Annotated in this window: 25 protein-coding genes and 1 pseudogene; 5 read left to right on the top strand and 21 right to left on the bottom strand. The window is 58.8% G+C overall.

The features are described from left to right. Positions 1 to 15: 15 nt before the first annotated feature. Positions 16 to 1017: an aldo/keto reductase gene (locus AC27VJ_RS01250; protein ID WP_488682505.1), complete on the bottom strand. Its 1002-nt coding sequence runs from the start codon at positions 1015 to 1017 to the stop codon at positions 16 to 18. A 117-nt stretch (positions 1018 to 1134) separates the two neighbouring features. On the opposite strand from AC27VJ_RS01250, the gene AC27VJ_RS01255 reads away from it, so the two are divergent. Next, on the top strand, positions 1135 to 2025 hold the full coding sequence (locus AC27VJ_RS01255; protein WP_488682506.1) for a LysR family transcriptional regulator: 891 nt from the start codon (positions 1135 to 1137) through the stop codon (positions 2023 to 2025). On the opposite strand, the gene AC27VJ_RS01260 is transcribed toward AC27VJ_RS01255, so the two are convergent. The 4 genes from AC27VJ_RS01260 to AC27VJ_RS01275 all read right to left on the bottom strand — a co-directional run bounded on the left by AC27VJ_RS01260 (position 2015) and on the right by AC27VJ_RS01275 (position 5052). After that, the gene (locus tag AC27VJ_RS01260; RefSeq protein ID WP_488682507.1) at positions 2015 to 2458 is read right to left on the bottom strand and encodes a GNAT family N-acetyltransferase; all 444 of its coding nucleotides are present in this window, start codon (positions 2456 to 2458) and stop codon (positions 2015 to 2017) included. The genes AC27VJ_RS01255 and AC27VJ_RS01260 overlap by 11 nt on opposite strands. Beyond that, positions 2459 to 3394 carry an aldo/keto reductase gene (locus tag AC27VJ_RS01265; protein ID WP_488682508.1) on the bottom strand — a complete coding sequence of 312 codons (936 nt, stop codon included), beginning with the start codon at positions 3392 to 3394 and terminating at the stop codon, positions 2459 to 2461. A 114-nt stretch (positions 3395 to 3508) separates the two neighbouring features. Next, the gene (locus AC27VJ_RS01270) at positions 3509 to 4492 is read right to left on the bottom strand and encodes a GlxA family transcriptional regulator (protein ID WP_488683155.1); all 984 of its coding nucleotides are present in this window, start codon (positions 4490 to 4492) and stop codon (positions 3509 to 3511) included. After that, positions 4492 to 5052, bottom strand: coding sequence for an isochorismatase family protein (locus AC27VJ_RS01275; protein ID WP_488682509.1), 561 nt, complete (start codon positions 5050 to 5052; stop codon positions 4492 to 4494). Before AC27VJ_RS01275 ends, AC27VJ_RS01270 begins: the two co-directional genes overlap by 1 nt. Before the next feature lie 182 nt (positions 5053 to 5234). Here AC27VJ_RS01275 and AC27VJ_RS01280 point away from each other — a divergent pair, with 182 nt between their 5' ends. Continuing rightward, positions 5235 to 6221: a Gfo/Idh/MocA family protein gene (locus AC27VJ_RS01280; protein WP_488682510.1), complete on the top strand. Its 987-nt coding sequence runs from the start codon at positions 5235 to 5237 to the stop codon at positions 6219 to 6221. On the opposite strand, the gene AC27VJ_RS01285 is transcribed toward AC27VJ_RS01280, so the two are convergent. Together AC27VJ_RS01285 and AC27VJ_RS01290 are read right to left on the bottom strand one after the other, a co-directional pair. Further along, positions 6218 to 6577: a hypothetical protein gene (locus AC27VJ_RS01285; protein WP_488682511.1), complete on the bottom strand. Its 360-nt coding sequence runs from the start codon at positions 6575 to 6577 to the stop codon at positions 6218 to 6220. The genes AC27VJ_RS01280 and AC27VJ_RS01285 overlap by 4 nt on opposite strands. Positions 6578 to 6641: 64 nt before the next feature. Then, positions 6642 to 6872: a hypothetical protein gene (locus tag AC27VJ_RS01290; RefSeq protein WP_488682512.1), complete on the bottom strand. Its 231-nt coding sequence runs from the start codon at positions 6870 to 6872 to the stop codon at positions 6642 to 6644. Between the two features lie 196 nt (positions 6873 to 7068). On the opposite strand from AC27VJ_RS01290, the gene xseA reads away from it, so the two are divergent. Continuing rightward, positions 7069 to 8667: an exodeoxyribonuclease VII large subunit gene (gene xseA, locus AC27VJ_RS01295; protein ID WP_488682513.1), complete on the top strand. Its 1599-nt coding sequence runs from the start codon at positions 7069 to 7071 to the stop codon at positions 8665 to 8667. Between the two features lie 102 nt (positions 8668 to 8769). On the opposite strand, the gene AC27VJ_RS01300 is transcribed toward xseA, so the two are convergent. Further along, on the bottom strand, positions 8770 to 9270 hold the full coding sequence (locus tag AC27VJ_RS01300) for a MarR family winged helix-turn-helix transcriptional regulator (RefSeq protein ID WP_488682514.1): 501 nt from the start codon (positions 9268 to 9270) through the stop codon (positions 8770 to 8772). Positions 9271 to 9352: 82 nt separating this feature from the next. Between AC27VJ_RS01300 and AC27VJ_RS01305 the strand changes: the two are divergent. Further along, a pseudogene (locus AC27VJ_RS01305) lies at positions 9353 to 10275 on the top strand (EamA family transporter). Here the strand turns inward: AC27VJ_RS01305 and AC27VJ_RS01310 are convergent. The 3 genes from AC27VJ_RS01310 to AC27VJ_RS01320 all read right to left on the bottom strand — a co-directional run bounded on the left by AC27VJ_RS01310 (position 10223) and on the right by AC27VJ_RS01320 (position 12368). Continuing rightward, entirely contained in the window at positions 10223 to 11461 is a 1239-nt protein-coding gene (locus AC27VJ_RS01310) for an aminopeptidase (RefSeq protein ID WP_488682515.1), read from the bottom strand. The pseudogene AC27VJ_RS01305 and the gene AC27VJ_RS01310 sit on opposite strands and share 53 nt — an antisense overlap. A 73-nt stretch (positions 11462 to 11534) precedes the next feature. Next, complete coding sequence (gene ybaK / locus AC27VJ_RS01315) at positions 11535 to 12011, bottom strand: Cys-tRNA(Pro) deacylase (RefSeq protein WP_488682516.1); 477 nt, start codon at positions 12009 to 12011, stop codon at positions 11535 to 11537. Between the two features lie 9 nt (positions 12012 to 12020). Continuing rightward, the gene (locus AC27VJ_RS01320) at positions 12021 to 12368 is read right to left on the bottom strand and encodes an ArsC family reductase (protein WP_488683156.1); all 348 of its coding nucleotides are present in this window, start codon (positions 12366 to 12368) and stop codon (positions 12021 to 12023) included. Between the two features lie 196 nt (positions 12369 to 12564). Here AC27VJ_RS01320 and AC27VJ_RS01325 point away from each other — a divergent pair, with 196 nt between their 5' ends. Continuing rightward, positions 12565 to 12732, top strand: a complete 168-nt coding sequence (locus AC27VJ_RS01325) for a hypothetical protein (RefSeq protein ID WP_488682517.1) — start codon at positions 12565 to 12567, stop codon at positions 12730 to 12732. A gap of 79 nt (positions 12733 to 12811) precedes the next feature. Here the strand turns inward: AC27VJ_RS01325 and AC27VJ_RS01330 are convergent, their stop codons facing one another. From AC27VJ_RS01330 to AC27VJ_RS01375, 10 genes are all read right to left on the bottom strand, one after another. Beyond that, complete coding sequence (locus tag AC27VJ_RS01330; RefSeq protein WP_488682518.1) at positions 12812 to 13201, bottom strand: type II toxin-antitoxin system VapC family toxin; 390 nt, start codon at positions 13199 to 13201, stop codon at positions 12812 to 12814. After that, the gene (locus tag AC27VJ_RS01335) at positions 13188 to 13463 is read right to left on the bottom strand and encodes an AbrB/MazE/SpoVT family DNA-binding domain-containing protein (protein ID WP_488682519.1); all 276 of its coding nucleotides are present in this window, start codon (positions 13461 to 13463) and stop codon (positions 13188 to 13190) included. The genes AC27VJ_RS01330 and AC27VJ_RS01335 overlap by 14 nt, the downstream gene beginning before the upstream one ends. A 122-nt stretch (positions 13464 to 13585) precedes the next feature. Then, on the bottom strand, positions 13586 to 15163 hold the full coding sequence (guaA, locus tag AC27VJ_RS01340) for a glutamine-hydrolyzing GMP synthase (protein WP_488682520.1): 1578 nt from the start codon (positions 15161 to 15163) through the stop codon (positions 13586 to 13588). A gap of 84 nt (positions 15164 to 15247) precedes the next feature. After that, positions 15248 to 15886: a 5'-methylthioadenosine/S-adenosylhomocysteine nucleosidase gene (locus AC27VJ_RS01345; RefSeq protein ID WP_488682521.1), complete on the bottom strand. Its 639-nt coding sequence runs from the start codon at positions 15884 to 15886 to the stop codon at positions 15248 to 15250. Beyond that, on the bottom strand, positions 15883 to 16332 hold the full coding sequence (locus AC27VJ_RS01350; RefSeq protein WP_488682522.1) for a PaaI family thioesterase: 450 nt from the start codon (positions 16330 to 16332) through the stop codon (positions 15883 to 15885). The genes AC27VJ_RS01345 and AC27VJ_RS01350 overlap by 4 nt, the downstream gene beginning before the upstream one ends. 70 nt (positions 16333 to 16402) lie before the next feature. Beyond that, positions 16403 to 16855 (bottom strand): TspO/MBR family protein, encoded by a 453-nt coding sequence (locus AC27VJ_RS01355; protein ID WP_488682523.1) that lies wholly within the window; start codon positions 16853 to 16855, stop codon positions 16403 to 16405. Positions 16856 to 16906: 51 nt separating this feature from the next. Then, positions 16907 to 18001 (bottom strand): DUF1513 domain-containing protein, encoded by a 1095-nt coding sequence (locus tag AC27VJ_RS01360; protein ID WP_488682524.1) that lies wholly within the window; start codon positions 17999 to 18001, stop codon positions 16907 to 16909. After that, complete coding sequence (locus tag AC27VJ_RS01365) at positions 18002 to 19123, bottom strand: imelysin family protein (protein ID WP_488682525.1); 1122 nt, start codon at positions 19121 to 19123, stop codon at positions 18002 to 18004. Further along, positions 19123 to 20559 carry a di-heme oxidoreductase family protein gene (locus tag AC27VJ_RS01370; RefSeq protein ID WP_488682526.1) on the bottom strand — a complete coding sequence of 479 codons (1437 nt, stop codon included), beginning with the start codon at positions 20557 to 20559 and terminating at the stop codon, positions 19123 to 19125. The genes AC27VJ_RS01365 and AC27VJ_RS01370 overlap by 1 nt, the downstream gene beginning before the upstream one ends. Positions 20560 to 20974: 415 nt before the next feature. After that, positions 20975 to 22252, bottom strand: a complete 1278-nt coding sequence (locus tag AC27VJ_RS01375) for an imelysin family protein (protein ID WP_488682527.1) — start codon at positions 22250 to 22252, stop codon at positions 20975 to 20977. Positions 22253 to 22364: the final 112 nt, after the last annotated feature.

Here is a 22364-nt window from a genome sequence, read left to right on the forward strand (position 1 = left end):
ATCTCGCAACGTTTATTAACGGTTCGCCATCGCCGCCATTTTCTCGGGATACCGTCCACCCGCGACCTTCGCCGGAGACAGCAGCTCGCCCAGCTTCGCAGCCTCCTCCGCGCTAAGCACAACATCAGCCGCGGCCACGTTCTTTTCCAGATTGGCGATCTTCGTTGTGCCTGGAATGGGGACGATGAAATCGCCCTGGGCTAGTACCCATGCCAGTGCCAGTTGTCCGGCCTCCACGCCTTTTTCTGCGGCCATCTCTTCCAGAAGGGTGATCAGCGCCAGATTGGCGTCGAAGTTCTCGGCCTGGAAACGGGGCAGGGAGCGGCGGAAGTCGGTTTCGGAGAGGCCGTCGAGTTTCTTCAGAGCGCCGGTCAGCACACCGCGACCGAGTGGGCTGAAGGGTACGAACCCGATACCGAGTTCGCGGCAGGTGTCGAGCACGCCGTTTGTTTCGACATCGCGGGTCCACAGCGAATACTCGCTCTGAAGTGCCGTGATGGGGTGGGTGGCGTGCGCTTTGCGGACCGTCTCCGCATTGGCTTCGGAAAGGCCGAGATGGCGGATTTTGCCGGCCTGTACCAGTTCGGCCATGGCACCAACCGTCTCTTCAATCGGCACGTTGGGATCGACGCGGTGCTGATAAAATAGATCGATGACATCCACGCCCAGCCGTTTGAGGGAGGCATCGGCCACGGCATGAACATTTTCCGGTCGGCTGTCGGTGCCCACCATCATCTGTCCGGCTGGCTTGCTGGCATCGATTTTGAAACCGAATTTGGTGGCGATGGTGACCTTGTCGCGATGAGGCTTCAGACCTTTGCCGACGAGGACTTCATTGGTGAAGGGACCGTAGACTTCTGCCGTGTCGAAGAAGGTTACGCCGAGCTCGACTGCACGGTGCAGGGTCGCAATGGATGCGCTTTCGTCTGCGGACGGGCTATAGGCGTGGCTCATGCCCATGCAGCCGAGGCCGAGCGCTGAAACGGAGAGATTGTTTCCAAGAATTCTGTTTTGCATCTGTCTGCCTTCCATAAAGGAACCGCCCGTCACTACGGGCATGGGGTCAAGATAGCGCAGCAAGTGGGCAAAAATAATCGCTGTTATTCGCGCCGGGTTGTTCTATCATTTGGAACAATGAACCGTATTCAACTCTCCCAACTGGCCGTTCTGGCTGCCGTTGCCGAAGGGCGCAGCTTTCGCAAGGCTGCGGCTGAACTGGGTATTGCGCCGTCTGCCGTCAGCCACGCCGTGTCTTCGCTGGAGCTCAGCCTCGGCCTGCGCCTGCTTCACCGCACCACGCGCAGCGTCTCGCCAACGGAAGAGGGCAGGCGGCTGCTGGAAACGCTGGCACCGGCGCTGGCGGATATCGATGCCGTGATCGGTGCGCTGGCCGAACAGGGCGGTCGCCCCGCCGGGCCGCTGCGGATCACCATGCCGCGCCTTGCCGCGGAAGACATCGTCGTGCCACGACTGGGCGAGTTTCTTGCGCGTTACCCGGATATTTCACTCGAGATTTCCACCGATGACCGCTTCGAGGATATCGTCGCCAAGGGGTTCGATGCCGGTTTGCGGCTGGGCGAAAATCTGGAAGCGGATATGATTGCAGTCCGCGCCAGCGCCGCATGGCGCGGTGCCATCGTCGGTTCACCTGAATATTTCCAGAAGCACCCGGTACCGCAGCATCCGCGCGATCTCATGCAGCATCGCTGCATTCGCCGTCGGTTTTCAAGCGGGCTGATCTACCGCTGGGAACTGGAGAAGGATGGAAAGCCGCTGGTGGTCGATGTGCAGGGGCCGCTGATCCTTTCCGATCAAAGCCTCATTCGTGCTGCGGCAATCGATGGCGCGGGTCTGGCTTTTGTTTTCGAGCAGCGCATAGAGAGCGATGTGAGAGCGGGACGGCTGGTGAAGGTGCTGGAAGACTGGTGCGCGCCCTTCGATGGCTTTTACATCTATTATCCCTCGCGCCGGCAGATGCGTCCGGCGCTGAGGGCTTTCGTGGATTTCTTCCGCGTCAGAACTTGATCCGGTAGCGGATATGGCCGTCGCTTTGGACATAGCTGTCATAGAGCTTGCGGGCCTGAGCATTGTCTTCATCAGTGTGCCAATAAAGGCGTGACCAGCCCTTGTCCTTGCAGATGGAAATCAGGTCATCGATCAGCGCCCGACCTATGCCTTTGCCACGAATGTTGGCATCGATGAACAGGTCTTCCAGATAACAATCCGGCGTCTTGACCCATGTGCTGTCATGGCAGTGGTGGATGGCAAAGCCAACCACCTGTCCATCCAGAACCGCAAGGCGTGCAGAGACGCGCGATGCGGGGTCGATGATGCGTTCCCATGTATGGGCGGTCACGTCGTCGGGCAGATTGACCTTATAAAATGCGAGATAGTCATTCCACAGACCAAGCCACTCCGCCTGATCCTGACTGCTGGTATCACGAATGCTGAGATCCATTTATGCGCCAGCCTTGTCCAAAAGAGCCACCATCTCGTCCGTCAGCTTCAACTCCGTTGCGCGCTTGAAGCTTTCCAGCTGGGAAAGGCTGGTTGCGCTGGCGATGGGTGCAGTCACGGCCTTTTTGCGCAGAAGCCAGGCCAGCGCGATATCGGCGAGTTTCGCGCCGGTTTCGGCAGCAATCGTGTCCATGGCACCCAGAATAGCCAGACCGCGCGTGTTGACGTAATCACCAACGCGGTAGGAGCGCGCAACGCCTTCCGTATCCGCCTTGCTGCGATATTTGCCGGTCAGGAAGCCTGCGGCAAGGCTGTAATAGTTGATGACGCCGATGTCTTCTTTTGCCGTCAACTCGGCAAGCGGGCCTTCGAACCGCTCGCGTGTGTAGAGATTATATTCCGGCTGCACGACATCGAAGCGGGCTAGCCCCGTTTTCGCGGACACATCCAGCGCTTCTTGCAGGTCCGGAGCATCATAATTGGAGCAGCCGATGGCGCGCACCTTGCCCTGTTCCTTCAGCTTGGTGAAGGCACCCAGCGTTTCCTCGATGGGTGTACCGGCATCCGGCTTATGGGCGAGATAAAGGTCGATATAGTCGGTCTGCAGACGGCGCAGCGATGCCTCGACTGCTTCCGCGATGCGCTCGGCCTTGAGGCCTTTGTCATAGCCAACCTTGGAAACGATGATCGCCTTTTCACGGGGCACGCTGCCGCGTTTCAGCCATTTGCCGATGATGGTTTCGGACTCGCCACCCTGATGGCCATCCACCCATGCGGAATAGACATCTGCCGTATCGATGGTGTTGAAGCCTGCGTCGAAGAAGGCATCCAGCAGCTGGAAAGAGGTGTTCTCATCCGCAGTCCAGCCGAAGACGTTTCCGCCAAAGACGATCGGGGCGATTGAAAGGCCGGTTCGGCCAAGCGCGCGTTTCTCCACGGATGATACTCCCTTTGTTTTTTCTGATGTGTCGCAACAGTAGCAAGCGGATGGAGCCATAACCATTGAATTTCCTTGATGGCTGGCCCCCGGCTTGCGTGATGCAAACGACGTTCAGGAGGAAAGGGTTCGGTAAAAACTTGGCGGTTCTTTATGGTGTTGCTGCCACACGCGGCGAAGATGGCGGGCAGAGGCAAAGCCGGAGCGCTCGGCCACCGCTTCCATATCCAGTCGGGAATGCGCCAGAATATCGCGGGCGAGATTGACGCGCATCAGGTTGATGTAATCCACCACGCTGACGCCCGTATGCTCCCGAAACAGCCGGGAAAGGTGCCGCTCGCTTAAAGCCGCCGTGCCCGCCAGCCTTGCCAGCGACCATTCGGCGGCAGGATCGGCGACAATGGCGTCCTGTGCCTTGTGGACGGAAGGGTGAATGTGGTTGCGGCCTGAAAGCCAGGGCGAAATCTGCGGGTCGTTCGCCGTGCGCCTGATATAGATGACCATGATCTGGGCAATACGCGCCGCAATCACCGGACTGGTGAGTGTGGAGACGATATGCAGCAGAAGATCGATGCCGGTGGAAATGCCAGCGCTGGAAAAGCACCTGCCATCTTCCACGAACAACCGGTTCTCAAGGACTTTGGCCAAGGGCGCAAGCCGCCGCAATTCACCCACGCAATCGGCATGGGTGGTGCAGTGGTGACCATCGAAGACACCGGCCTCGGCGGCAATCAGCGCGCCGGAGCAGATGGAGACGATTGTGCTATCGTCCCGCACCGTTTTGCGCAGCCAATCCGCAAGAGTACGCCGTTCGGATAGGCTTTGCTTTGTTTCCACCAGAGAGCCGCCAGAAATCACCACCATGGCGTTGTCGGGCAGGGCATCTGGCAAGGCGTCTAGTCCGGCCAGTGAAAGGCCGATGGTCGTCGTCTGTGTGTCGCTCGCTGCAATATATATGCAATCGAAGCGGATGTTGTCCTGTTGCTGGTTGGCGTAGCGCAGAACCTCCAGCGGCCCCGCGACATCCAGCAACAGCGTTTGCGGCGGCAGCACCACGAAAACCGGAATGATCTTGGTTGGTGCGCCGCCAGTCGTCATCATGCGGCCTCTTTGCGTGCCTGCAACGCTTCGTCTACCGTCACGATGCGCGCAAAGCGACCGGAGAGCACCAGTTCCGTGCGTGTCGCGATATCCTCTGCCGAAAAAACTTGGCCTGATGCATGCGTCATGGGAAAGGTCAGCGTCGCCTCGGTCACGAAATCAATCGCGTAGCCTAGATCGGAGCCCTGCCGCGTGGTGGTTTCACAGCATTGCTCAGTGCGAATGCCGGAGATGATCAGCCGGTTGATGCCGTGCTGGGTCAGCCACACATCGAGACCCGTTCCGATAAAGGCCGAATGCCGGTTCTTGCGAAAAGTGACTGCTGGCTCAATGCGAATGCCTTCCAATGCGTGGATGAAACCGCTCTCCTCGGCAAAGGCCCGGTCGCCATCGGCATGGAAAATCTGGATGACGGGAATTCCCACTGCGTCTGCGCCATCAATCAGCTTTTGCTGGGCGGCGAGATAGGCAGGCAGGCCGCTCTCATCGAAATAGGGCGCGTGCCGGAAGGATTCCTGCACATCAATTACCAGAAGCGCTGTGTTTGAATGGGACATTTTCTGTATCTCCAATTTCTGATGATTACAGTTTCTCCCATTTGATGGAAAGACAAAAGTACGCAGAGCGCCGAAGAGAGGACATTTTCAGCCATAGATTTAGGTGGGGCGACTAGACTTTTCGGACGGTTGCTTGTCAATCGCAGCATGGTAAGGTGCGGCCCACCACAGTGGAGGCAAGCATGTTGCGTTTTGGAATTCTATCGACGGCGAAAATCGGCCGGGAACTCGTCATCCCCGCCATTCAGGATGCGGAAAATGCCGTCGTCACCGCCATTGCCAGCCGCGATATGAGCAAGGCGCGGCAACTGGCCGACCGTTTCTCCGTACCGCATGCCTTTGGCTCCTACGAAGAGATGCTGGCCTCCGACCTCATCGATGCCGTCTATATTCCTCTGCCAACAGCCCAGCATGTGGAATGGTCCATCAAGGCCGCCGATGCGGGCAAGCATGTGCTCTGCGAAAAGCCGATTGCGCTCAAGGCCGACGAGATCGACAGCCTGATTGCCGCACGGGATCGCAACAAGGTGCTGATCTCGGAAGCCTATATGGTGACCTATGCGCCGGTCTGGCTGAAGGTGCGCGAGTTGCTCGCCTCGGGTGCCATCGGCACACTCAAGCACGTCCAGGGCTCCTTCACCTATTTCAACCGCGATCCCGGCAACATGCGCAACATTCCCGAACTCGGTGGCGGTGCGCTTCCGGATATCGGCGTCTACCCCACCATCACAACCCGCTTTGCCACCGGCAAGGAGCCGAAGCGCGTTCAGGCTGTGGTCGAGCGTGACCCGGAATTCGGCACAGATATCTATGCCAGCGTGAAGGCGGATTTTGGTGATTTCGAACTGAGCTTCTATATCTCCACCCAGCTTGCGGGCCGGCAATTGATGGTCCTGCACGGCACAGAGGGTTACATCGAAGTCAAGTCACCCTTCAATGCCGACCGCTGGGGTGTCGAGGAAGTGGAACTGACCAATCAGAACCACGGACAGTCGCAAATCTTCCGCTTTCAGGATAGCCGCCAGTATCGTCGCGAGATCGAAGCTTTCTCCAAGGCCGCGATCGGTGAGGAGGCTGACGTCGTTTCGCTGGAAAGCTCGAAGAACAGCCAGCGTTTTATCGATGCGATCTATCGTGCTGCTGAAAAGGATGGCTGGGAAACGGTTTAATCCCGGGACTTCAGCGCCCGCGCATAACCGAAAACACCCAGTGCCAGCGCGGCAATTGATGTTGCCGCGAAAACCACTGGCCATTGCAGTTGCGGATTTCGCATCATCATTAGCGCGAAAAGTGCATAGCTGACGATGGATATGGTTGCGCTGATAATGATGGGTAGGGTGCTATTGAGGCGGCTGGAGTTAAGCCATCGACGAATGGCGTAGATCGCCACTACAAAGGCCGCGGCTGCACCAATTAACCTGGCAATGAGGAGGTCAATGTGTGCAGTGGTAAACAAAGCCCACGTAACAGCGAAATCGATCATCGCACAGATGGAATGCAGAAGAATGAAGAACACAAGCGTCACTGGTTAGTCCCGTTCCACGTCAGGGAAACGGCACTATAGCGCAAACACTACGTTCGCCCAGAGGTCAGGCCGTGCCTAACCGGCGCATTGCCATCATCCCAACAAAACCGCCTGTCAATCCAGCATTGTAACCAGCGACAGCAATCACCAGCGGCAAGAACTGAATGCCATCAGCGGAAAAGAGAGCTGCGCCCAGAAACGCGGTTACGATCAGAATGCCAACGCCTGCCATCGCAATGGCGGATCGCAGCATGAGAGCGGTAAAACCAAGTGAGATTCCGAGAATAAATACCATGATGCCGCTCCTCCTCCAGTGGGCCTGAGGAAAGGCATCGTCATCCTCAAAAACCCTTATTCTCCTCCAGGCATGCACTTTCAACGACGGACCTTAGCAGATTGTTGCAATTTTGTGAAATTTATTCGTCCGAAGATTGTCAAGGGCGTGTCATCAAGCGGATTTGCGAATCGCGGGCCATGGGTTAGAAACAGGCATGAGCGATATTTTCAGCCAGCCACTCACCAACCTCGCCGAATTTTCGGTTTCGGAGCTTTCCGGCTCCATCAAGCGCACGGTCGAAACCGCTTTCGACCAGGTGCGGGTGCGCGGTGAGATATCGGGTTATCGTGGTCAGCACACGTCCGGCCACGCTTATTTTTCGCTGAAGGACGACCGCGCCCGCATCGATGCCGTCATCTGGAAAGGCAGCTTCTCGAAGCTGAAATTCCGCCCGGAAGAGGGCATGGAGGTCATCGCCACCGGCAAGATAACCACCTTCCCCGGCTCGTCCAAATATCAGATCGTCATCGAAAGCCTGGAGCCCGCCGGTGCCGGTGCGCTGATGGCGTTGCTCGAAGAGCGTCGCCGCAAGCTCGCCGCCGAAGGTCTGTTCGATCAGGCGCGCAAGCGCCGACTGCCCTATATGCCAAGGGTCATCGGCGTCGTCACCTCGCCAACCGGTGCCGTCATCCGCGATATTCTGCACCGCATTTTAGATCGTTTCCCAGTGCATGTGCTTGTCTGGCCGGTCAAAGTGCAGGGTGAAGGCTCCGGCGAAGAGGTGGCCAACGCTATCAGAGGATTCAATGCGCTTGAGGTCGGCGGCGCCATTCCGCGTCCCGACGTGCTGATCGTCGCGCGCGGCGGCGGCAGTCTGGAAGACCTGTGGAGCTTCAACGACGAAATCGTCGTGCGCGCCGCTGCCGAAAGCCAGATACCGCTGATCTCAGCCGTCGGCCACGAAACTGATACGACGCTGATCGACCACGCTGCCGATGTGCGCGCGCCGACACCGACGGGTGCAGCCGAAATGGCCGTGCCTGTCAGGGCTGATCTGGAAGCGCAGCTTGCTGGCCTCTCCGCCCGTCTCTCCGGCTCCATGTCCCGCCAGATGGACAATCGTCGTCAGGGTGTGCGCGCGCTCGTGCGCGCCCTTCCGTCGCTAGATCAGCTGCTGGCCCTGCCACGCCGCCGTTTCGATGAGGCAGCCAGCGGCCTCGGTCGCGGGCTGGAATTGAACACGCTCAACAAGCGCCGCAGCTTCGAGCGCACCGCCTCTGGCCTTCGCCCAGATGTGCTGGCCCATGGCCTCAAACAGCAACGCCAGCGCATTCAGGAGCGCATGCAGCGCGCCGAAAGCCTAGTTGAGCGCCGCCTGTTGCAAGCGCAATCGCGCGTCTCATCGTCGGACTCGTCGCTGCGCTCTCTCCCCGCACGGCTCCTCGGACAGTTGGAGCGTCAGAAGGAGAGGGTGGCCAGCGCCACGCGCCGCACCGATACGGCCGTCCTGCACCGCATGTCGCAAAACCGCTCCGGCCTCGCTTCGCATGACCGCATCCTGCAATCGCTCTCCTACAAGAACGTGCTGAACCGCGGCTACGCCGTCATCCGCGACGAAGACAACCGCCCGTTGACCCGCGCCGCCGCCGTTGCCTCAGGAGCCGTGGTATCGATGGAGTTTGCGGATGGCCGCGTCTCTGCCGTGGCTGGCGGTGCGGATGTTCAGTCGATCGAGCCGACGCCCTCGGCACCCAAGAAGAAGCCGGTGAAATCGACCACGTCCGGCCCGGTTGATCAGGGCAGTTTGTTTTAAAAACATCTCTCGCCCGTCATTCCGGCCTTGAGCCGGAATCCAGTTGCCTGCGTGGCAAGAAGGTCTTTGCCTCGTATCAAATGCTGGGTGACTAAGGAGCCATCACTCCAGGCCCGCCAGAAACACCTTCAGCAACCGGTTGAACTCCCGCCTGTCATCCTCGCTCACCGCTGCCATCAGCCGATGCTGGTTCGCCACATGCGCCGTTACCGCCTCATCCACGACAGCAAAACCCTTGTCCGTCAGCGCAATCAACACGCTGCGCCGGTCCTCCGGGTTATTGATGCGCTCAACAAGACCCGCCTTCTCCAGCTGGTCGATGCGGTTGGTCATGGTGCCGGAGCTGACCATGGTCATGGCCAGCAGTTCGCCGGGAGAAAGTCGGTAGGGCTTGCCCGCCCGGCGCAGGGTTGCCAGCACATCGAAGGCGGAGGATGACAGGCCGTGTTGCATAAGAACCGCCTCCACCTCGCGCCCGAGATGGGTGGACAGCCGGTGCAGGCGGCCCATGATGCCCATCGGCTCGACATCGAGGTCCGGGCGCTCTTTTGCCCATTGCGCCAGAATTCTATCGACGTGATCATCTGCGGTTTTTTCACTCATCGGAAAGATGATATCATCGAGTATCTTGACGTCAAGATAAAAGCGCGTATCCTGTATTTATCTTGATATAGAGATTCTTGAAATGAAGAAAAATTCGAGTTACATCGCCGATGTCGTCATGACGGGCATTGCTCCCGCCATCTGGGGCAGCACTTACATCGTCACCACATCGTTTCTGCCGCAGGGTTACCCCATGCATGTCGCCATGCTGCGGGCACTGCCTGCAGGTCTATTGCTGCTGCTTCTGGTGCGCAAACTGCCCTTCGGCATATGGTGGGGCCGTGCCTTCATCTTGGGCGCGCTGAACTTCGCCTTCTTCTGGGCCATGCTTTTTGTTTCGGCCTATCGCTTGCCCGGCGGTGTGGCCGCCACAGTGGGCGCGGTGCAACCGCTGATCGTCATTGCCCTATCGCGGCTATTTCTGGGAAGAGATATCCGCGCACTCACCATCGTCGCGGGCTTGATCGGCATGGCGGGCGTGGCGTTTCTGGTGCTGACACCGCATGCCGCGCTTGATCCCATCGGCATTGCCGCCGCCTTCGCGGGCGCGGTGTCCATGGCGTTCGGAACGGTGCTGACACGCCGCTGGCAGCCGCCGGTTTCCAACCTCACCTTCACGGCGTGGCAACTGACGGCGGGTGGGCTTCTGCTGGTGCCGGTGGCGCTGTTTCTCGAGCCTGCCTTGCCCGCTCTCACGAGCCAGAATGTGCTGGGCATGGCCTATCTCGGGCTGATCGGTGCGGCCTTCACCTATGTCCTGTGGTTCCGCGGACTGGCCCGCATCGAACCCTCCGTGGCGGCTTCGCTCGGGTTTCTCAGCCCCGTTACCGCCACGCTTCTGGGCTGGCTGGCGCTCGGTCAAAACCTTGCGCCAGCGCAGATTGCCGGTTTCATCATGGTGCTGTTCAGTGTCTGGCTCAGCCAGAAAAGTCAGGCACCCCGATAGCGCCTATCAAGCCCACTCACCCTTGCGCATCACAGGCACCTTCGAGCCATCGGCTCTGACACCGTCGATATCCACCTTGTCGGAGCCAATCATCCAGTCGATGTGGATAAGGCTGGAATTTCCGCCCTGCGCCTTGATCTGATCTTGGCTCAGCGAAGCACCATCGAGGAAGCACTTGGAATAGCACTGACCAAGCGCGATGTGGCAGGACGCGTTTTCATCGAACAGCGTGTTGTAAAACAGAATGCCGCTGGCCGAGATGGGCGAGGAGTGCGGCACCAGTGCCACTTCCCCCAGACGCCGCGCGCCCTCATCCGTATCCAGCACCTTGTTCAGCACAGCCTCGCCCTTGGAAGCCTTGGCGTCCACAATGCGACCCGCCTCGAACTTGACCTGGATGTTGTCGATCAGCGTGCCCTGATGCGACAGCGGCTTGGTGCTGGAGACGTAGCCATCCACCCGCAGCGCATGCGGCGTGGTAAAGACCTCTTCGGTTGGAATGTTCGGGTTGCAGGTCACGCCGTTCTTGGCCATCGATGCACCGCCATGCCATTCATGGCTGTCTGCTAAGCCGATGGTCACATCCGTGCCGGGGCCGGTGAAATGCAGCGCGGCGAAACGCTCGCCATTCAGCCATTTGGAACGCTTGGCAAGGTTGGCATTGTGCTCGGCCCATGCCGCCACCGGATCGGCCAGATCGACGCGGGATGCGGCAAAAATCGCATCCGCCAGTTTCTTCACGGCCTCGTCTTCGGGAATGCCGGGGAACACCTGTTTGGCCCAGGAGGGGTTGGGGTAGGAGATGATGTTCCAGTTGATGTCGAAGTTGGAAATCTTCTCCAGCGCCGGCTTATAGGCCATGGAATTGGCCTTGTTGGCGCGCGCCACCTTGGCGGGATCGGCGTCCGCCAGCAGCATGGGGTTGTCGCCGGAAATGGCCAGACGTGCCGCGCCATTGGCGTAGGCCTTCGCCATGCCCTCATAAAGCCAGCCGGAGGCCTTATCGAAATTGCCATCGCTGGCGTGGGCGTATCGCGCAAGCGTCGTCTCTTCGTCGGAATAGAAGGTCGTCACCAAACCGCTGCCCGCCATATAGGCATGCTTGGTCAGAAACCGCACCAGCGGCAGGGCTGCCAGCGGCGCGGTGATGACCAGATCCTGATCCTTCTGCAATTGCAGCCCGACCTTGACGGCAACTTCGGCCAGTTTTTCGAGTTTGACGGGATCGATGGGAGAAACTGTCATGATGCGCCTTCATATGCTTCAATAGGAGGCGCAAAACATAGCCCATTCGCTGCGAAAGCCAACCGGCTTTCTGCTATTCGCTCACCAGCGGTGCCGCGATGGCTTTCAAAACCGACTGTGCATCCCTAGGCGAAAGACGCACCTGCAACCCACGCTGCCCGCCGTTCATATAGACGAGATCATGACCCATGGACTGGACCTCGATGGCCGTCGGCACCTGCTTTTTTTGGCCAAAGGGGCTGATGCCGCCGACATGGTAGCCGGTTGCCCGCTCCGCATTGTCAGGCTTCATCATCTGCGCGGATTTGCCGCCAAAGGCCGCCGCCAGCTTCTTCATGCTGACCTCATGGTCTGATGGCACGACAACGCAGACCGCCTTGCCATCCACCTCGGCCATCAAGGTCTTCAGCACCAGATGCGACTCAGCCCCGATGGCCTCCGCCGCCTGAAGACCGATGCGCTCGGCATTCGGGTCATAATCGTAAGTCACCGTGGTGAAGGAAATACCGGCCTTGGTCAGCACCTGCGTGGCACGCGTCGTTTTCGACATGGGGCTCGCCTAACCGAAAAGCGCCGCATAAATTTCAGGCTTGAACCCCACCGTGATCTTACCCTTGACCTCCAGAACTGGCCGCTTGATCATGGAAGGCTGCGCCTGCATCAGCGCAATCGCCTTTTCGAAGTTGAGGTCTGTCTTTTCGGCGTCATCCAGCTTCTTGAAGGTGGTGCCTGCGCGGTTCAGCACCGTTTCCCAACCGGCGGCATCGCACCATGTGTTGAGATGGGTCGCATCAATCCCGGCGCTTTTATAATCATGAAACGCGTAATCGATGCCCTCAGCGTCCAGCCAGTTGCGGGCCTTCTTCATCGTGTCGCAGTTCTTGATGCCGTAAATCGTAACCGTCATATCGTCAGCCTTTTCATGCTCTTCCCAATGAATAGCAAAATACCAGCCGCATTCAATCGCCATTAAGCCATGCAAATTTGCATGGGCTGGCATCCAAAAGAGTTCCAGCTAAGCTGCATGGCTTGCCTGCTATATCATGAGTTGTGCAAAAGCCTTCGAATGCTCATATTCTGGGCAACACGAAGGAGAAACCCACATGCGTAACGTTGCTAAGACATCCCGTAAATTCTTTGGCGAAACCTTTGCCGTTTTCGGCGCAGCTCTCGCAGTTTCCGCCGCCGTCCGTTCCCACCGCAAGCCAGCTGGTTCTGATCTCGACGCACTCGGCATCGACCGCAAGGCTTTCGACAAGGTTCAGCTCTAAGCTTGACTTGACGCTGGCGAGGCATGATGGCCTCGCCTTGGCATGAGGCGGTGTGCGCCTGTGCTGTGCAAGCGACGCGTTAAGCCTCGCTGACTTGGTTAAAACCAGCAGCTTGAGCAGCCTTGACGAACTTGCGATCAAAGGTAATGAACCCGCTGCATTGCGCGGTTCTTGCCAGATGCAAAGCATCACCAAAATCCATAGATTTTTCCATCAGATTCAGTGCATCTGAAACGCAGTCAGCGTCCTCGACGTTGACCGTTGGTAATCCGAAAAACGCGCGAAGTGCGTGGACGGATTGTATGCGGCTATACCCATAGGCGCTGCGCAAGACCCATTCGCTTTCCAGTGCCACCGTAACGGCGATAAACACGGGTTGCCCATCAATTATGGAACGGGCGCGAGCAGACTGCTCAGGGTGGTCGCCTGCAAGGTAACGAACGACGATATTTGTATCAATCGCGATCATGGATTCTGCGCGCTTCGGCTAATACAGCCTCATCCATCTCTTCCAACGTCTTTGGTTTGCCACTGAATGGCAGCATTCCAAACACGTCTTCGGGTCTTGTGGGTGCAAAGGCGGGAGCTCGTTTTAGCAGAACGCCTTCCGGAGTTTCCTCAACAGTCAAACGTGTTCCAGCTCCCCAGTCGCGATGCTGGCGTATGGTTTTGGGAAGAATGACCTGCCCTTTTGTGGAAACAGTTGTGGTGAGTTTTTCCGGCTGCGGCATGGTATCTACCTCAAAGTAAGACAGAAGTAAGATAGCCTATTCTAAAGTTTTATCAACGCCCAAACAAAAGCCGGGCTCCGTCTTTAGACAGAACCCGGCCAAATCACGCCGTCAAACTGGCCTTATTCCCACTCGATCGTGCCCGGTGGCTTGCTCGTCACGTCATAGACCACGCGGTTGATGCCCTTGACTTCGTTGATGATGCGGGTTGCCGCACGGCCCAGGAAGTTCATGTCGTAGGGGTAGAAATCTGCTGTCATGCCGTCCACGGAGGTCACGGCGCGCAGCGCGCAGACGAAGTCGTAGGTGCGGTAGTCGCCCATGACGCCGACTGTCTGCACTGGCAGCAGCACGGCGAAGGCCTGCCAGATGGTGTCGTAGAGACCGGCCTTGCGGATTTCGTCCAGATAGACGGCATCGGCCTTGCGCAGAATGTCGAGCTTTTCGCGCGTGACGACGCCGGGGCATCGGATCGCGAGACCCGGGCCCGGGAAGGGGTGGCGGCCGATGAAGCTCTCGGGTAGGCCGAGTTCGCGGCCCAGCGCCCGGACTTCGTCCTTGAACAACTCACGCAGCGGCTCCACCAGCTTCATGTTCATGCGCTCTGGAAGACCGCCGACATTGTGGTGGCTTTTGATGGTAACCGAAGGACCGCCGGAGAAGGACACGCTTTCGATGACGTCAGGGTAGAGCGTACCCTGTGCGAGGAATGCGGGTGCACCCTTGCCGTCGGAGGCGATCTTGGCAGCTTCAGCTTCGAAGGTCTCGATAAACAGGCGACCAATGGTCTTGCGCTTGGTTTCGGGGTCGGAAACGCCAGCTAGTTCTGTCAGGAACAGATCGGACGCATCCACATGCACCAGCGGAATGTTGTAGTGGTCGCGGAACATGGTCACGACCTGCTGGCTCTCGGCCAGACGCATCATGCCGTGGTCGACATAAACGCAGGTCAGCTGATCGCCGATTGCTTCGTGGATCAGAATAGCCGCAACGGAGGAATCGACGCCGCCGGAGAGCGCGCAGAGCACGCGGCCATCGCCAACCTGCTCGCGGATCTTGCGGATCATTTCGGCGCGGTAGGCAGCCATGGTCCAGTCGGATTTCAGGCCGACGATCTTGTGCACGAAGTTGGACAGAAGTTTTGCACCGTCAGGCGTGTGCATCACTTCGGGGTGGAACATCGTGGTATAATAGCGGCGCTCTTCATTGACGGCGATGGCAAAGGGCGCGTTCTCAGACGTCGCGGCCACTTCGAAGCCTGCGGGCAACTGCGTGACGCGGTCGCCATGGCTCATCCAAACCGGGTAACGTCCGCCCAGTTCCCAGAAACCGTCAAATAGCGGGCTTGCCTTTTTGATCTCGATATCGGCGCGACCGAATTCCGCCGCGTGACCACCTTCAACGACACCACCCAGCTGCGTGCACAGCGTCTGCTGGCCATAGCAAATGCCGAGGATCGGAATGCCTGCATCGAACACCGCCTGCGGTGCGCGCGGGCTTCCCTCTGCCGTGACAGATGCCGGGCCGCCGGAGAAGATCACACCCTTGGGCGCCAGCTTCTCGAATGCCTCTGCGGCGTTCTGGAAAGGATGGATTTCGCAATAGACTCCGGCTTCGCGAACACGGCGCGCAATAAGCTGCGTCACCTGGCTGCCGAAATCGATGATGAGGATGCTGTCGGGATGGGCTATCTGGGTCATGGCGAGCCTTTAAAGAAATCCGGGGCTTTAGGCAACCCGTGACATGGCCTGAAAAGCCAGAAAATAAGCGGCTGCGCAAGAGTTTTAGAGCGAAATGCTGCCATCTTCTATTGCGCTGCACAGCCTGTCCACAGCGTCGGCCAGCTTCTCATCGATCACATGCAGATACTCTGTCCAGTCATCGATATGATGAACATCCGCCTTGCCATCGGAGATTCCACGCAGACCGATCAACGCAACGTCGAACCGCTGGCAGACGCGTAGGATTGCGAATGTTTCCATCTCCACCATGTCAGCATCCACCCCGTCATAGGCAGCGCCGGAAACAACATTGGCACCGGTAGAAAGGCGCGCTTGCGCTACGCCGGGAATGCGCAACGGCATTGGAATGTGTGCGGGCAGATCGAGAAACGGCGTGCAGCCCTTTTGAAAACCGAAGGCGGACGCATCCATATCGCGGTAGGAGACGGACGTGGCCTGATAGACCTCCGCCTGCTCCAGCACACGAGACCCGGCAGAACCAAGCGAGACGACGAGATGGGGCAAGTGACTGGCGGCATGAAGCTCGCTCAGAACGGCCGTCAGCGAAATCGCCGCTTCTACCGGGCCGACACCTGTCATCAGCGGCTTGAAACGAGCCTTCAGGTGCGGGCCATATTCTGCATCCGCTGCCATAACGAACAGCAGGCGCTTACCCGCTACATCCACGATCTCATAGCTCATTCGTCGAAACCTTCGCGGCCCTTCATCACCATCATCGTTCCCGTCATCGAGGCAATCAGCTTGGCTGGTCCATCGGACAGCGCATAGGCACGGCCATCGGCGACGATGATATTGCTGCCCGGCTTGGTGATTTCACCGCGAAACAGAAACCGTTCGCCGCGCCCCGGCGACATCAGATTGACCTTGAACTCGATGGTCAGCAGTGAGGCTTCCGGCTCTATGATCGTGTAAGCGGCATAGGTGCAGGCGGTGTCGAGTGCTGCGGCAATCACGCCCGCATGCAGGATGCCGTGCTGCTGTGTCAGCTTTGGGTGAAACGGCAACTCGATTTCCACCAGCCGATGTTCGATGCGCGAAATCTCGGCCTTAATGGCCTGGACGACGCCTTGGCGTGCGAAGCTCTTTTCTATCCGCTGGCGAAAATCGCCGGGATCGGTGAAATCCATTCCCCTGCCTTTCCTGTTCTTTGACAAGACATGGCGCGTTGATCACGACATGGCAAGGGGAGGGCGTGTGCTAATTCAGATAAACAATGCTGGCATTCAGCAGTGTGGCGAAGGCCACCCACGCCGCATAGGGCACGAAAAGCCACATGGAAATCCGGTCGCGCGTCGATGTCATGATGATGAAGGCGATGACGCAGATCAGCATCGGCACGATGAGAATGAGCGCGCCGACAGGGCTTTCCATGGTGAAAAATATTGGCGACCACATGAAGTTCAGCAGCATCTGGCTGCCCCACAGCTGCATGCGCCCGCCCATGCGGCTTTGCAGCCATGTGCGCGCACCGGCAATCGCGATCATGATGTAAAGCGCGGTCCAGACCGGGCCGAAAATCCAGTTGGGCGGGTTGAAGAACGGCTTATTGAGAGATTGGTACCATTCGCCCGGCACATTGTTCATGCCGATCAGCGCCCCGATGGTGACGACGGCGAAGACGAAAATGAGATAGACCAGCGCTTTTTTCATGTCACATGAAAGGCGCAGACTATGCTTTGGTTCCAGCGCTATTTCAATAATTTAGCCAGCAAGTCTGACAATGTGCTGGTCCCATGCCACAGCACTGGTTTTCGCGCCAAACTGGCCGTCATAGGAGGAGGTGACGATGCCATTTGCAGCGGCGGCAACACCTGCCGCTTCGCGAAGAACGGTTTCACCAACAACTCGGCCAGTTTTCTCGTCCAGCATAACGGACGCATTGCCATTGGGCGATGTCAGGCCCACCACGCCATCCCGGCGGTTGACGACAATCGCCCCGACATAATTGGCCAGCCGCGTGGTGGTCTCCTCCGGTAGATCGATGAAACGCAGATCGTCGCCCTTGGAAAAATGCCCCACCAGCGGCGGCAGATCGTTGCGCGGTCCCTCATACTGGCAGGCAAACCAGATGCGCCCGTCGCGGCCCAGATCGACGTGGCGGGTGGAAAGCTGGCGCAGGTCTTTTGCAAGCCCGTGCCGCTGGATCAGCCGTCCCGTCGCCGCATCCAGCAGTACCAGCGATGGCTCCATCGTGTCGATATTCAGCTTCGTGCGCCCGAAATCTGGGTGGGTCTCGATGCCGCCATTGGCGATGATGATCATCCGCCCGTCATCGCTCACCGTCATGTCGTGGGTGCCGATGCCCCGCGCATCATATTCGCCGATGCGCCTGAAGCCATCGCGGGCATCGTAGAGGCCGATCACACCGCGATTGCGGTCGAAGTCATTTTCGCTGGCGTAGAGGATTGATCCATCGGGCGAAAACTGTCCGTGGCCGTAAAAATGGCGGTTCTCCGGCGTGTGCATGACGATGGGTTCACTACGTTTCGCCGGGTCGAACGCCATGAAGAAGGTGCCGGGTCTGCGCGCAAAAGCGACAGTTACCCCGGTGGCGCGGCTGGTCGCCATGCCATGGGCGCGGGCAGGCAGAACCAGCCGGTCGATAATCTCTCCGGCCTCGCTCACCGTCGCCACGCCATATGCGCCATCACGGTCGCGGAAGGCCGAGGCGAAAACGGCATCGGTGCGCTCCAGTGCATAGAGCGAACGCGGCGTAAGCGATGCCAGAAACGGCAGGCCCGCCGCCTTGATAAAGGCGCGCCGGTCGATCAGCAGCCGTTTGTCGCGCGTCACCACTCAATCCCCATCAGAAAAGGAAAAGCCGGAGCTGAGGCCAATGGCCCCGCCATATTGGTCGTTGATGCGGTAGATCAGGTCCTTGCCGTTCAGCAGCAGGTAATCCACCTTGGCCCGCTCCTTGTCGTCATCAAGCGCCTTTTCGACATCGGGCTCGATGGTACCTGATACGCGGACCATGGATTTGGTGATGAAATCGATGGAGCCGATGATGGAGCGCTGGTCGGGGGGCAGAAGATCGCTCATGCCAGCCTTGTGCAGCAAGCCCTGCACGGCAGCCACATTGTCGCCAATGCTTTTCCATGTCAGGCCGGAGCGCCAGTAGATCGCGATGCGCGGAAATTTGGCATTGTCCGGCCCCTTGTAGAAGGTCTCGATGCGCTGATCGCGAATGGCTTCGGAGCCGTGCACCAAGATGCCCAGCAGTGCCACCAGCGCCTCGCGCTCATCACGAAACACCGGATTATCAGGCCCCGGTTCCTTCCAGTTCTTTGCCGTCCCATCAGGCGCGTCCCAAAGGTCGGACAGTTCTTGGCCGATATTGGCGACATTGCCCGCAATGGCCGCGCCATAGCGGCAGCGGAAGCCGTTCTTGTCGGTCAGAATCTCATCCGCACCGGTGCCGTACAGCACATATTCCAACGCGCCGAAGCCCTGCGCGGCGACGCTTTTTGCCCGCAGTCCCTTCGGTGTCGTCACGCTCTCGTCTTTTTCCGAGAGGTAACGCTGCACCTGCTTGAGACCGAGACCCTTTTTGTCGGGATAATACAGCACCCGCTCGAATCGGTTCTGCTCGATGACGGGACCGACGCGGACGATCTCGATACCTGACCATGCGTGGGTCGCATCCGCAAAGCCCGCTTTCGCCGCCGCCATCGTGTCAGCGGAAGGGGAGGTGCACAGCGCCTGCATCTTGCGCTCAAGCGCCTTGGCGCTATCGCGAAAACCGTCATAACCGGGGCGGATGAAGCCATCCACGGCCTTTGCCATCACGCTGCGCACCTTCACCGGGTCGAGTGGCGGCGGCGGCATCAGCTCCACATCCTGCGCCAGTGCCGTGCCGAAGCTCATCAGAAAGGCGAGCGGCAGAAGGGCATGAAATTTTCGCATCGCGTTTTCCATCAAAGAGACTCCAGAAATGTCAGCAAAGCCTGCCGGTCGGACTTTTGCAAGGCGGCAAAAGCATCGCGCGCCTTTTGCGCCTCGCCGCCATGCCATAGGATTGCTTCTGTCAGGCTGCGCGCCCGCCCGTCATGCAGATAAAAATCATTGCCGTTGACGGCCTGCGTCAGCCCGATACCCCAGAGCGGCTGGGTGCGCCAGTCACGCCCACCAGCCTCGCCCACCTGCTGGCCATCCGCCAGACCTTCGCCCATGTCATGCAGCAGAAAATCGGAATAGGGCCAGATCAGCTGAAAGGAATGCAGCGGGTCGCTGGCATCGCGCTTCGTCACGAATTTCGGCATGTGACAGGATGCGCATCCCGCCTCGTAGAACTGCTGCTTGCCGCGCAGAACTTGGAGATCATCGACATTACGACGCGCCGGCACGGCCAGATTTTCGGTGTAGAAGGTCATGAGATCCAGCACGGGAGACGGGGCTTCCACATCACCCAATCGCGTCTGCACACCGGTGGGCATGGAAAGACAGTCTGCTTCCTTGTCCGTGCAGTCGCCATAGGCATTGGGCGCATCTGGTGAAGAAATGCCGATATCGTGGGACAGGGCGCTCGCCGCCTGATCCCGCACGCTGGCATTCTGCGCTTTCCAGCCGAACCGGCCGAGCTTCAACGCTCCGCTGCGGTGGTCGCGCACCCATGCCGGTCTGCCGCCATCAGGTCTGGCATTGGCCAGAATATCCTCATCCGCAATGGCCTCGATCAGGCCCAGACCCAGCGTCGGCTGAGCAATGCGGGCAGAAAGGGTCGTGTCACGTTCAAGCGGCCCATAATTCAGATCGTCGATGCGATAGCTTGGCTTGCGGAGCGATACGGTCTCGCCATCACCAAGCGTCACCGTCTGCTCCTCATAGGAAACGGCAAGCCTGCCTTCGGCTTTGAGACCGGGAACAGCAAGGTTCTGAAGCTGCCTGCCATAGGTCGCATCGGGGAAGTTCAAGACATCATGGTCAGCGATAGCCTTGAGCTCTTCCGGCGTGCGGGCAGGCCGGGCAAGACGCAGGAACATCGACACCGCATCCTCATTCCCCACTGGCGGTCGCCCGCGCCCATCCTTGATGTGGCAGGTCTGGCACGACCGCGCATTGTAAAGCGGCCCCAGCCCGTCGGACGCCTGCGTCGATGACGGCGAGGACACCCACAATTTCTGAAACAGCGCATTGCCCAGCTTGAAATCCTGGCCGCGCTCGAAGCTCATATTGGCGGATGGTTGCGAGAACGGATCGCGTCTGGCCGTCGTGGTTGCCGCCCCAGCGGACATGGCCTCGAAGGGCTCCGGTTTCGAGAAATCCACTGTGGGGCGCGTGATCCGGGTTACGCGCGCAAGGTCTGCGGTGGAAAGATCGTTGCGGGTGGTGGTTTCGGCTTCGGTGCCGCCCAATACACCATGGTTCGCTTGGCTTACCCCCCTCTGTCCTGCCGGACATCTCCCCCACAGGTGGGGAGATTGGCAAGTGGCAACCTCTCGCACATCTTCAACGTCGCGGATGAAGCGGAGAGCGTGAGACTGGCCGATCTCCCTCCTTGTGGGGGAGATGTCCGGCAGGACAGAGGGGGGTAAGCCAAGCGCACTGTCGTGGGTTATGGCAATACTGCTAGCTGCCAAGATAAACAGAAGACAGAAAAGGCGTAGCTGCCGCAAATGTCTCATGAAACCTTACACATCGGGTTTAAGGGAGCGCTCGCGCCATTGCCATGCAAGTTCGCGGCGTGATGGAGAGTGAACCTTGTTTTCCGCAAAATGTCTTGCAGCAATAGACAGGCCGCATGTCACCCACGCGGCCTGCAAAATCGTCTTACTTGAACACAGCGTTCGGGCTGTCTAGGCTGTCGGAACCTTCCAGCTGAATCTTACCCAGATCAAGCGCCGCAATCACGCGTTCAATCGTCTTGGTCTGGTCCAGCAGCCCGTCGATCGCCGTCTGCACCACGGCATTGCCGTCCTTGTTGCCTTCGGCAATCATCTGGTCGTAAGCCTCGACGGTCTGGCCGCGTTTTTCCATGGCATGCATGGCGCCCAGCGTCTTGTTCAGCTTGGCCTTCATTTCCGCGTCCAGCGTCTTGTCACTGGCGGCAACGAGTGAGGAAAGCGAAGGACCGGTCAGCTTCTTGCCGTCTACCGTTGTGTATTCACCGCTATAGGCAGCGGCGATGCCGATGGCGTCGTTGAGGTGCGAGTTGTAGGTGTTGTCGGAGAAGCAATCATGCTCTTCTTCTGGATCATGCAGCAGAAGGCCGAGCTTCATGCGCTCGCCTGCCAATTCGCCGTAGGACAGAGAGCCCATGCCGGTCAGAATGGCGGTCAGGCCCTTCTTCGGGTCGGCTTCCACCGTCTTTGCCGCTTCGCCATCCGGTGCCCAGTTGGCCACCATTTCCTTCAGGTCCGAAACCAGCAGCGTGGAGGCGGCCTTGAGGTAATCGGCGCGGCGGTCGCAATTGCCGCCGCTGCAATTCTTGGTGTCGTAGTCGGTGTAAGGACGATTGCCCGCACCTGGTCCGGTGCCGTTCAGGTCCTGGCCCCACAGCAGAAACTCGATGGCATGGTAACCGGTGGTGACGTTGGCTTCCACCTCGCCCGCTTCCGCAAGGCTCTGGATCAGCTCCGGCGTGATCTTGGAGGCATCCACCTCTTCGCCACCAACCTTAATCTTTTTGTTGGCGATGATATTGGCCGTATAAAGCTCGTTCTCGTCGCTTTCGGTGCCATAGGAGCCATCGACATAGTCGATCAGGCCTTCATCCAGCGGCCATGCGTTGACCTTGCCTTCCCACTCATCGACGATGGGGTTGCCGAAGCGGTAGACTTCCGTCTGCTGGTAGGGAACGCGGGCCTTGATCCAGGCTTCGCGCGCTGCCTTCAGAGTGGCGTCGCTCGGTGTTGCGATCAGCGCGTCGATGGCCTTATCCAGTGTTTCCGCTGTCGTCAGCGCATCCTGATATTTCGCATGGCCCAGTTCCGCATAATGCTTGACCACGGCCGCCGGGTCGGTCGCGGCGCGGACGGGAAGTGCGGTGAGGGTCACGGATGTGGCCAGAAGCGCAAGACTTGCGCCTAAAACGGTTTTGCGGAACATGATCTCTCCTTGGGCTCTCTCGTAACGAGGCCGTGAAGGCGAGTTCTGAACCAATCACAAACTTGTGTCAAATATTCTAGTTTAGAAGCTTTCCAAGCGAGCTGCCGGATTT

The organism is Agrobacterium sp. 20P9.1.2 (genome assembly GCF_057799395.1).

Excerpts from the sequence above, each read along its gene's own strand:
- AC27VJ_RS01250 (WP_488682505.1), bottom strand. The coding sequence starts at position 1,017 with ATGCAAAACAGAATTCTTGGAAACAATCTCTCCGTTTCAGCGCTCGGC.
- AC27VJ_RS01255 (WP_488682506.1), top strand. The coding sequence starts at position 1,135 with ATGAACCGTATTCAACTCTCCCAACTGGCCGTTCTGGCTGCCGTTGCC.
- AC27VJ_RS01260 (WP_488682507.1), bottom strand. The coding sequence starts at position 2,458 with ATGGATCTCAGCATTCGTGATACCAGCAGTCAGGATCAGGCGGAGTGG.
- AC27VJ_RS01270 (WP_488683155.1), bottom strand. The coding sequence starts at position 4,492 with ATGACGACTGGCGGCGCACCAACCAAGATCATTCCGGTTTTCGTGGTG.
- AC27VJ_RS01275 (WP_488682509.1), bottom strand. The coding sequence starts at position 5,052 with ATGTCCCATTCAAACACAGCGCTTCTGGTAATTGATGTGCAGGAATCC.
- AC27VJ_RS01280 (WP_488682510.1), top strand. The coding sequence starts at position 5,235 with ATGTTGCGTTTTGGAATTCTATCGACGGCGAAAATCGGCCGGGAACTC.
- AC27VJ_RS01290 (WP_488682512.1), bottom strand. The coding sequence starts at position 6,872 with ATGGTATTTATTCTCGGAATCTCACTTGGTTTTACCGCTCTCATGCTG.
- xseA (WP_488682513.1), top strand. The coding sequence starts at position 7,069 with ATGAGCGATATTTTCAGCCAGCCACTCACCAACCTCGCCGAATTTTCG.
- AC27VJ_RS01300 (WP_488682514.1), bottom strand. The coding sequence starts at position 9,270 with ATGAGTGAAAAAACCGCAGATGATCACGTCGATAGAATTCTGGCGCAA.
- AC27VJ_RS01310 (WP_488682515.1), bottom strand. The coding sequence starts at position 11,461 with ATGACAGTTTCTCCCATCGATCCCGTCAAACTCGAAAAACTGGCCGAA.
- ybaK (WP_488682516.1), bottom strand. The coding sequence starts at position 12,011 with ATGTCGAAAACGACGCGTGCCACGCAGGTGCTGACCAAGGCCGGTATT.
- AC27VJ_RS01320 (WP_488683156.1), bottom strand. The coding sequence starts at position 12,368 with ATGACGGTTACGATTTACGGCATCAAGAACTGCGACACGATGAAGAAG.
- AC27VJ_RS01325 (WP_488682517.1), top strand. The coding sequence starts at position 12,565 with ATGCGTAACGTTGCTAAGACATCCCGTAAATTCTTTGGCGAAACCTTT.
- AC27VJ_RS01330 (WP_488682518.1), bottom strand. The coding sequence starts at position 13,201 with ATGATCGCGATTGATACAAATATCGTCGTTCGTTACCTTGCAGGCGAC.
- AC27VJ_RS01335 (WP_488682519.1), bottom strand. The coding sequence starts at position 13,463 with ATGCCGCAGCCGGAAAAACTCACCACAACTGTTTCCACAAAAGGGCAG.
- guaA (WP_488682520.1), bottom strand. The coding sequence starts at position 15,163 with ATGACCCAGATAGCCCATCCCGACAGCATCCTCATCATCGATTTCGGC.
- AC27VJ_RS01345 (WP_488682521.1), bottom strand. The coding sequence starts at position 15,886 with ATGAGCTATGAGATCGTGGATGTAGCGGGTAAGCGCCTGCTGTTCGTT.
- AC27VJ_RS01350 (WP_488682522.1), bottom strand. The coding sequence starts at position 16,332 with ATGGATTTCACCGATCCCGGCGATTTTCGCCAGCGGATAGAAAAGAGC.
- AC27VJ_RS01355 (WP_488682523.1), bottom strand. The coding sequence starts at position 16,855 with ATGAAAAAAGCGCTGGTCTATCTCATTTTCGTCTTCGCCGTCGTCACC.
- AC27VJ_RS01365 (WP_488682525.1), bottom strand. The coding sequence starts at position 19,123 with ATGGAAAACGCGATGCGAAAATTTCATGCCCTTCTGCCGCTCGCCTTT.
- AC27VJ_RS01375 (WP_488682527.1), bottom strand. The coding sequence starts at position 22,252 with ATGTTCCGCAAAACCGTTTTAGGCGCAAGTCTTGCGCTTCTGGCCACA.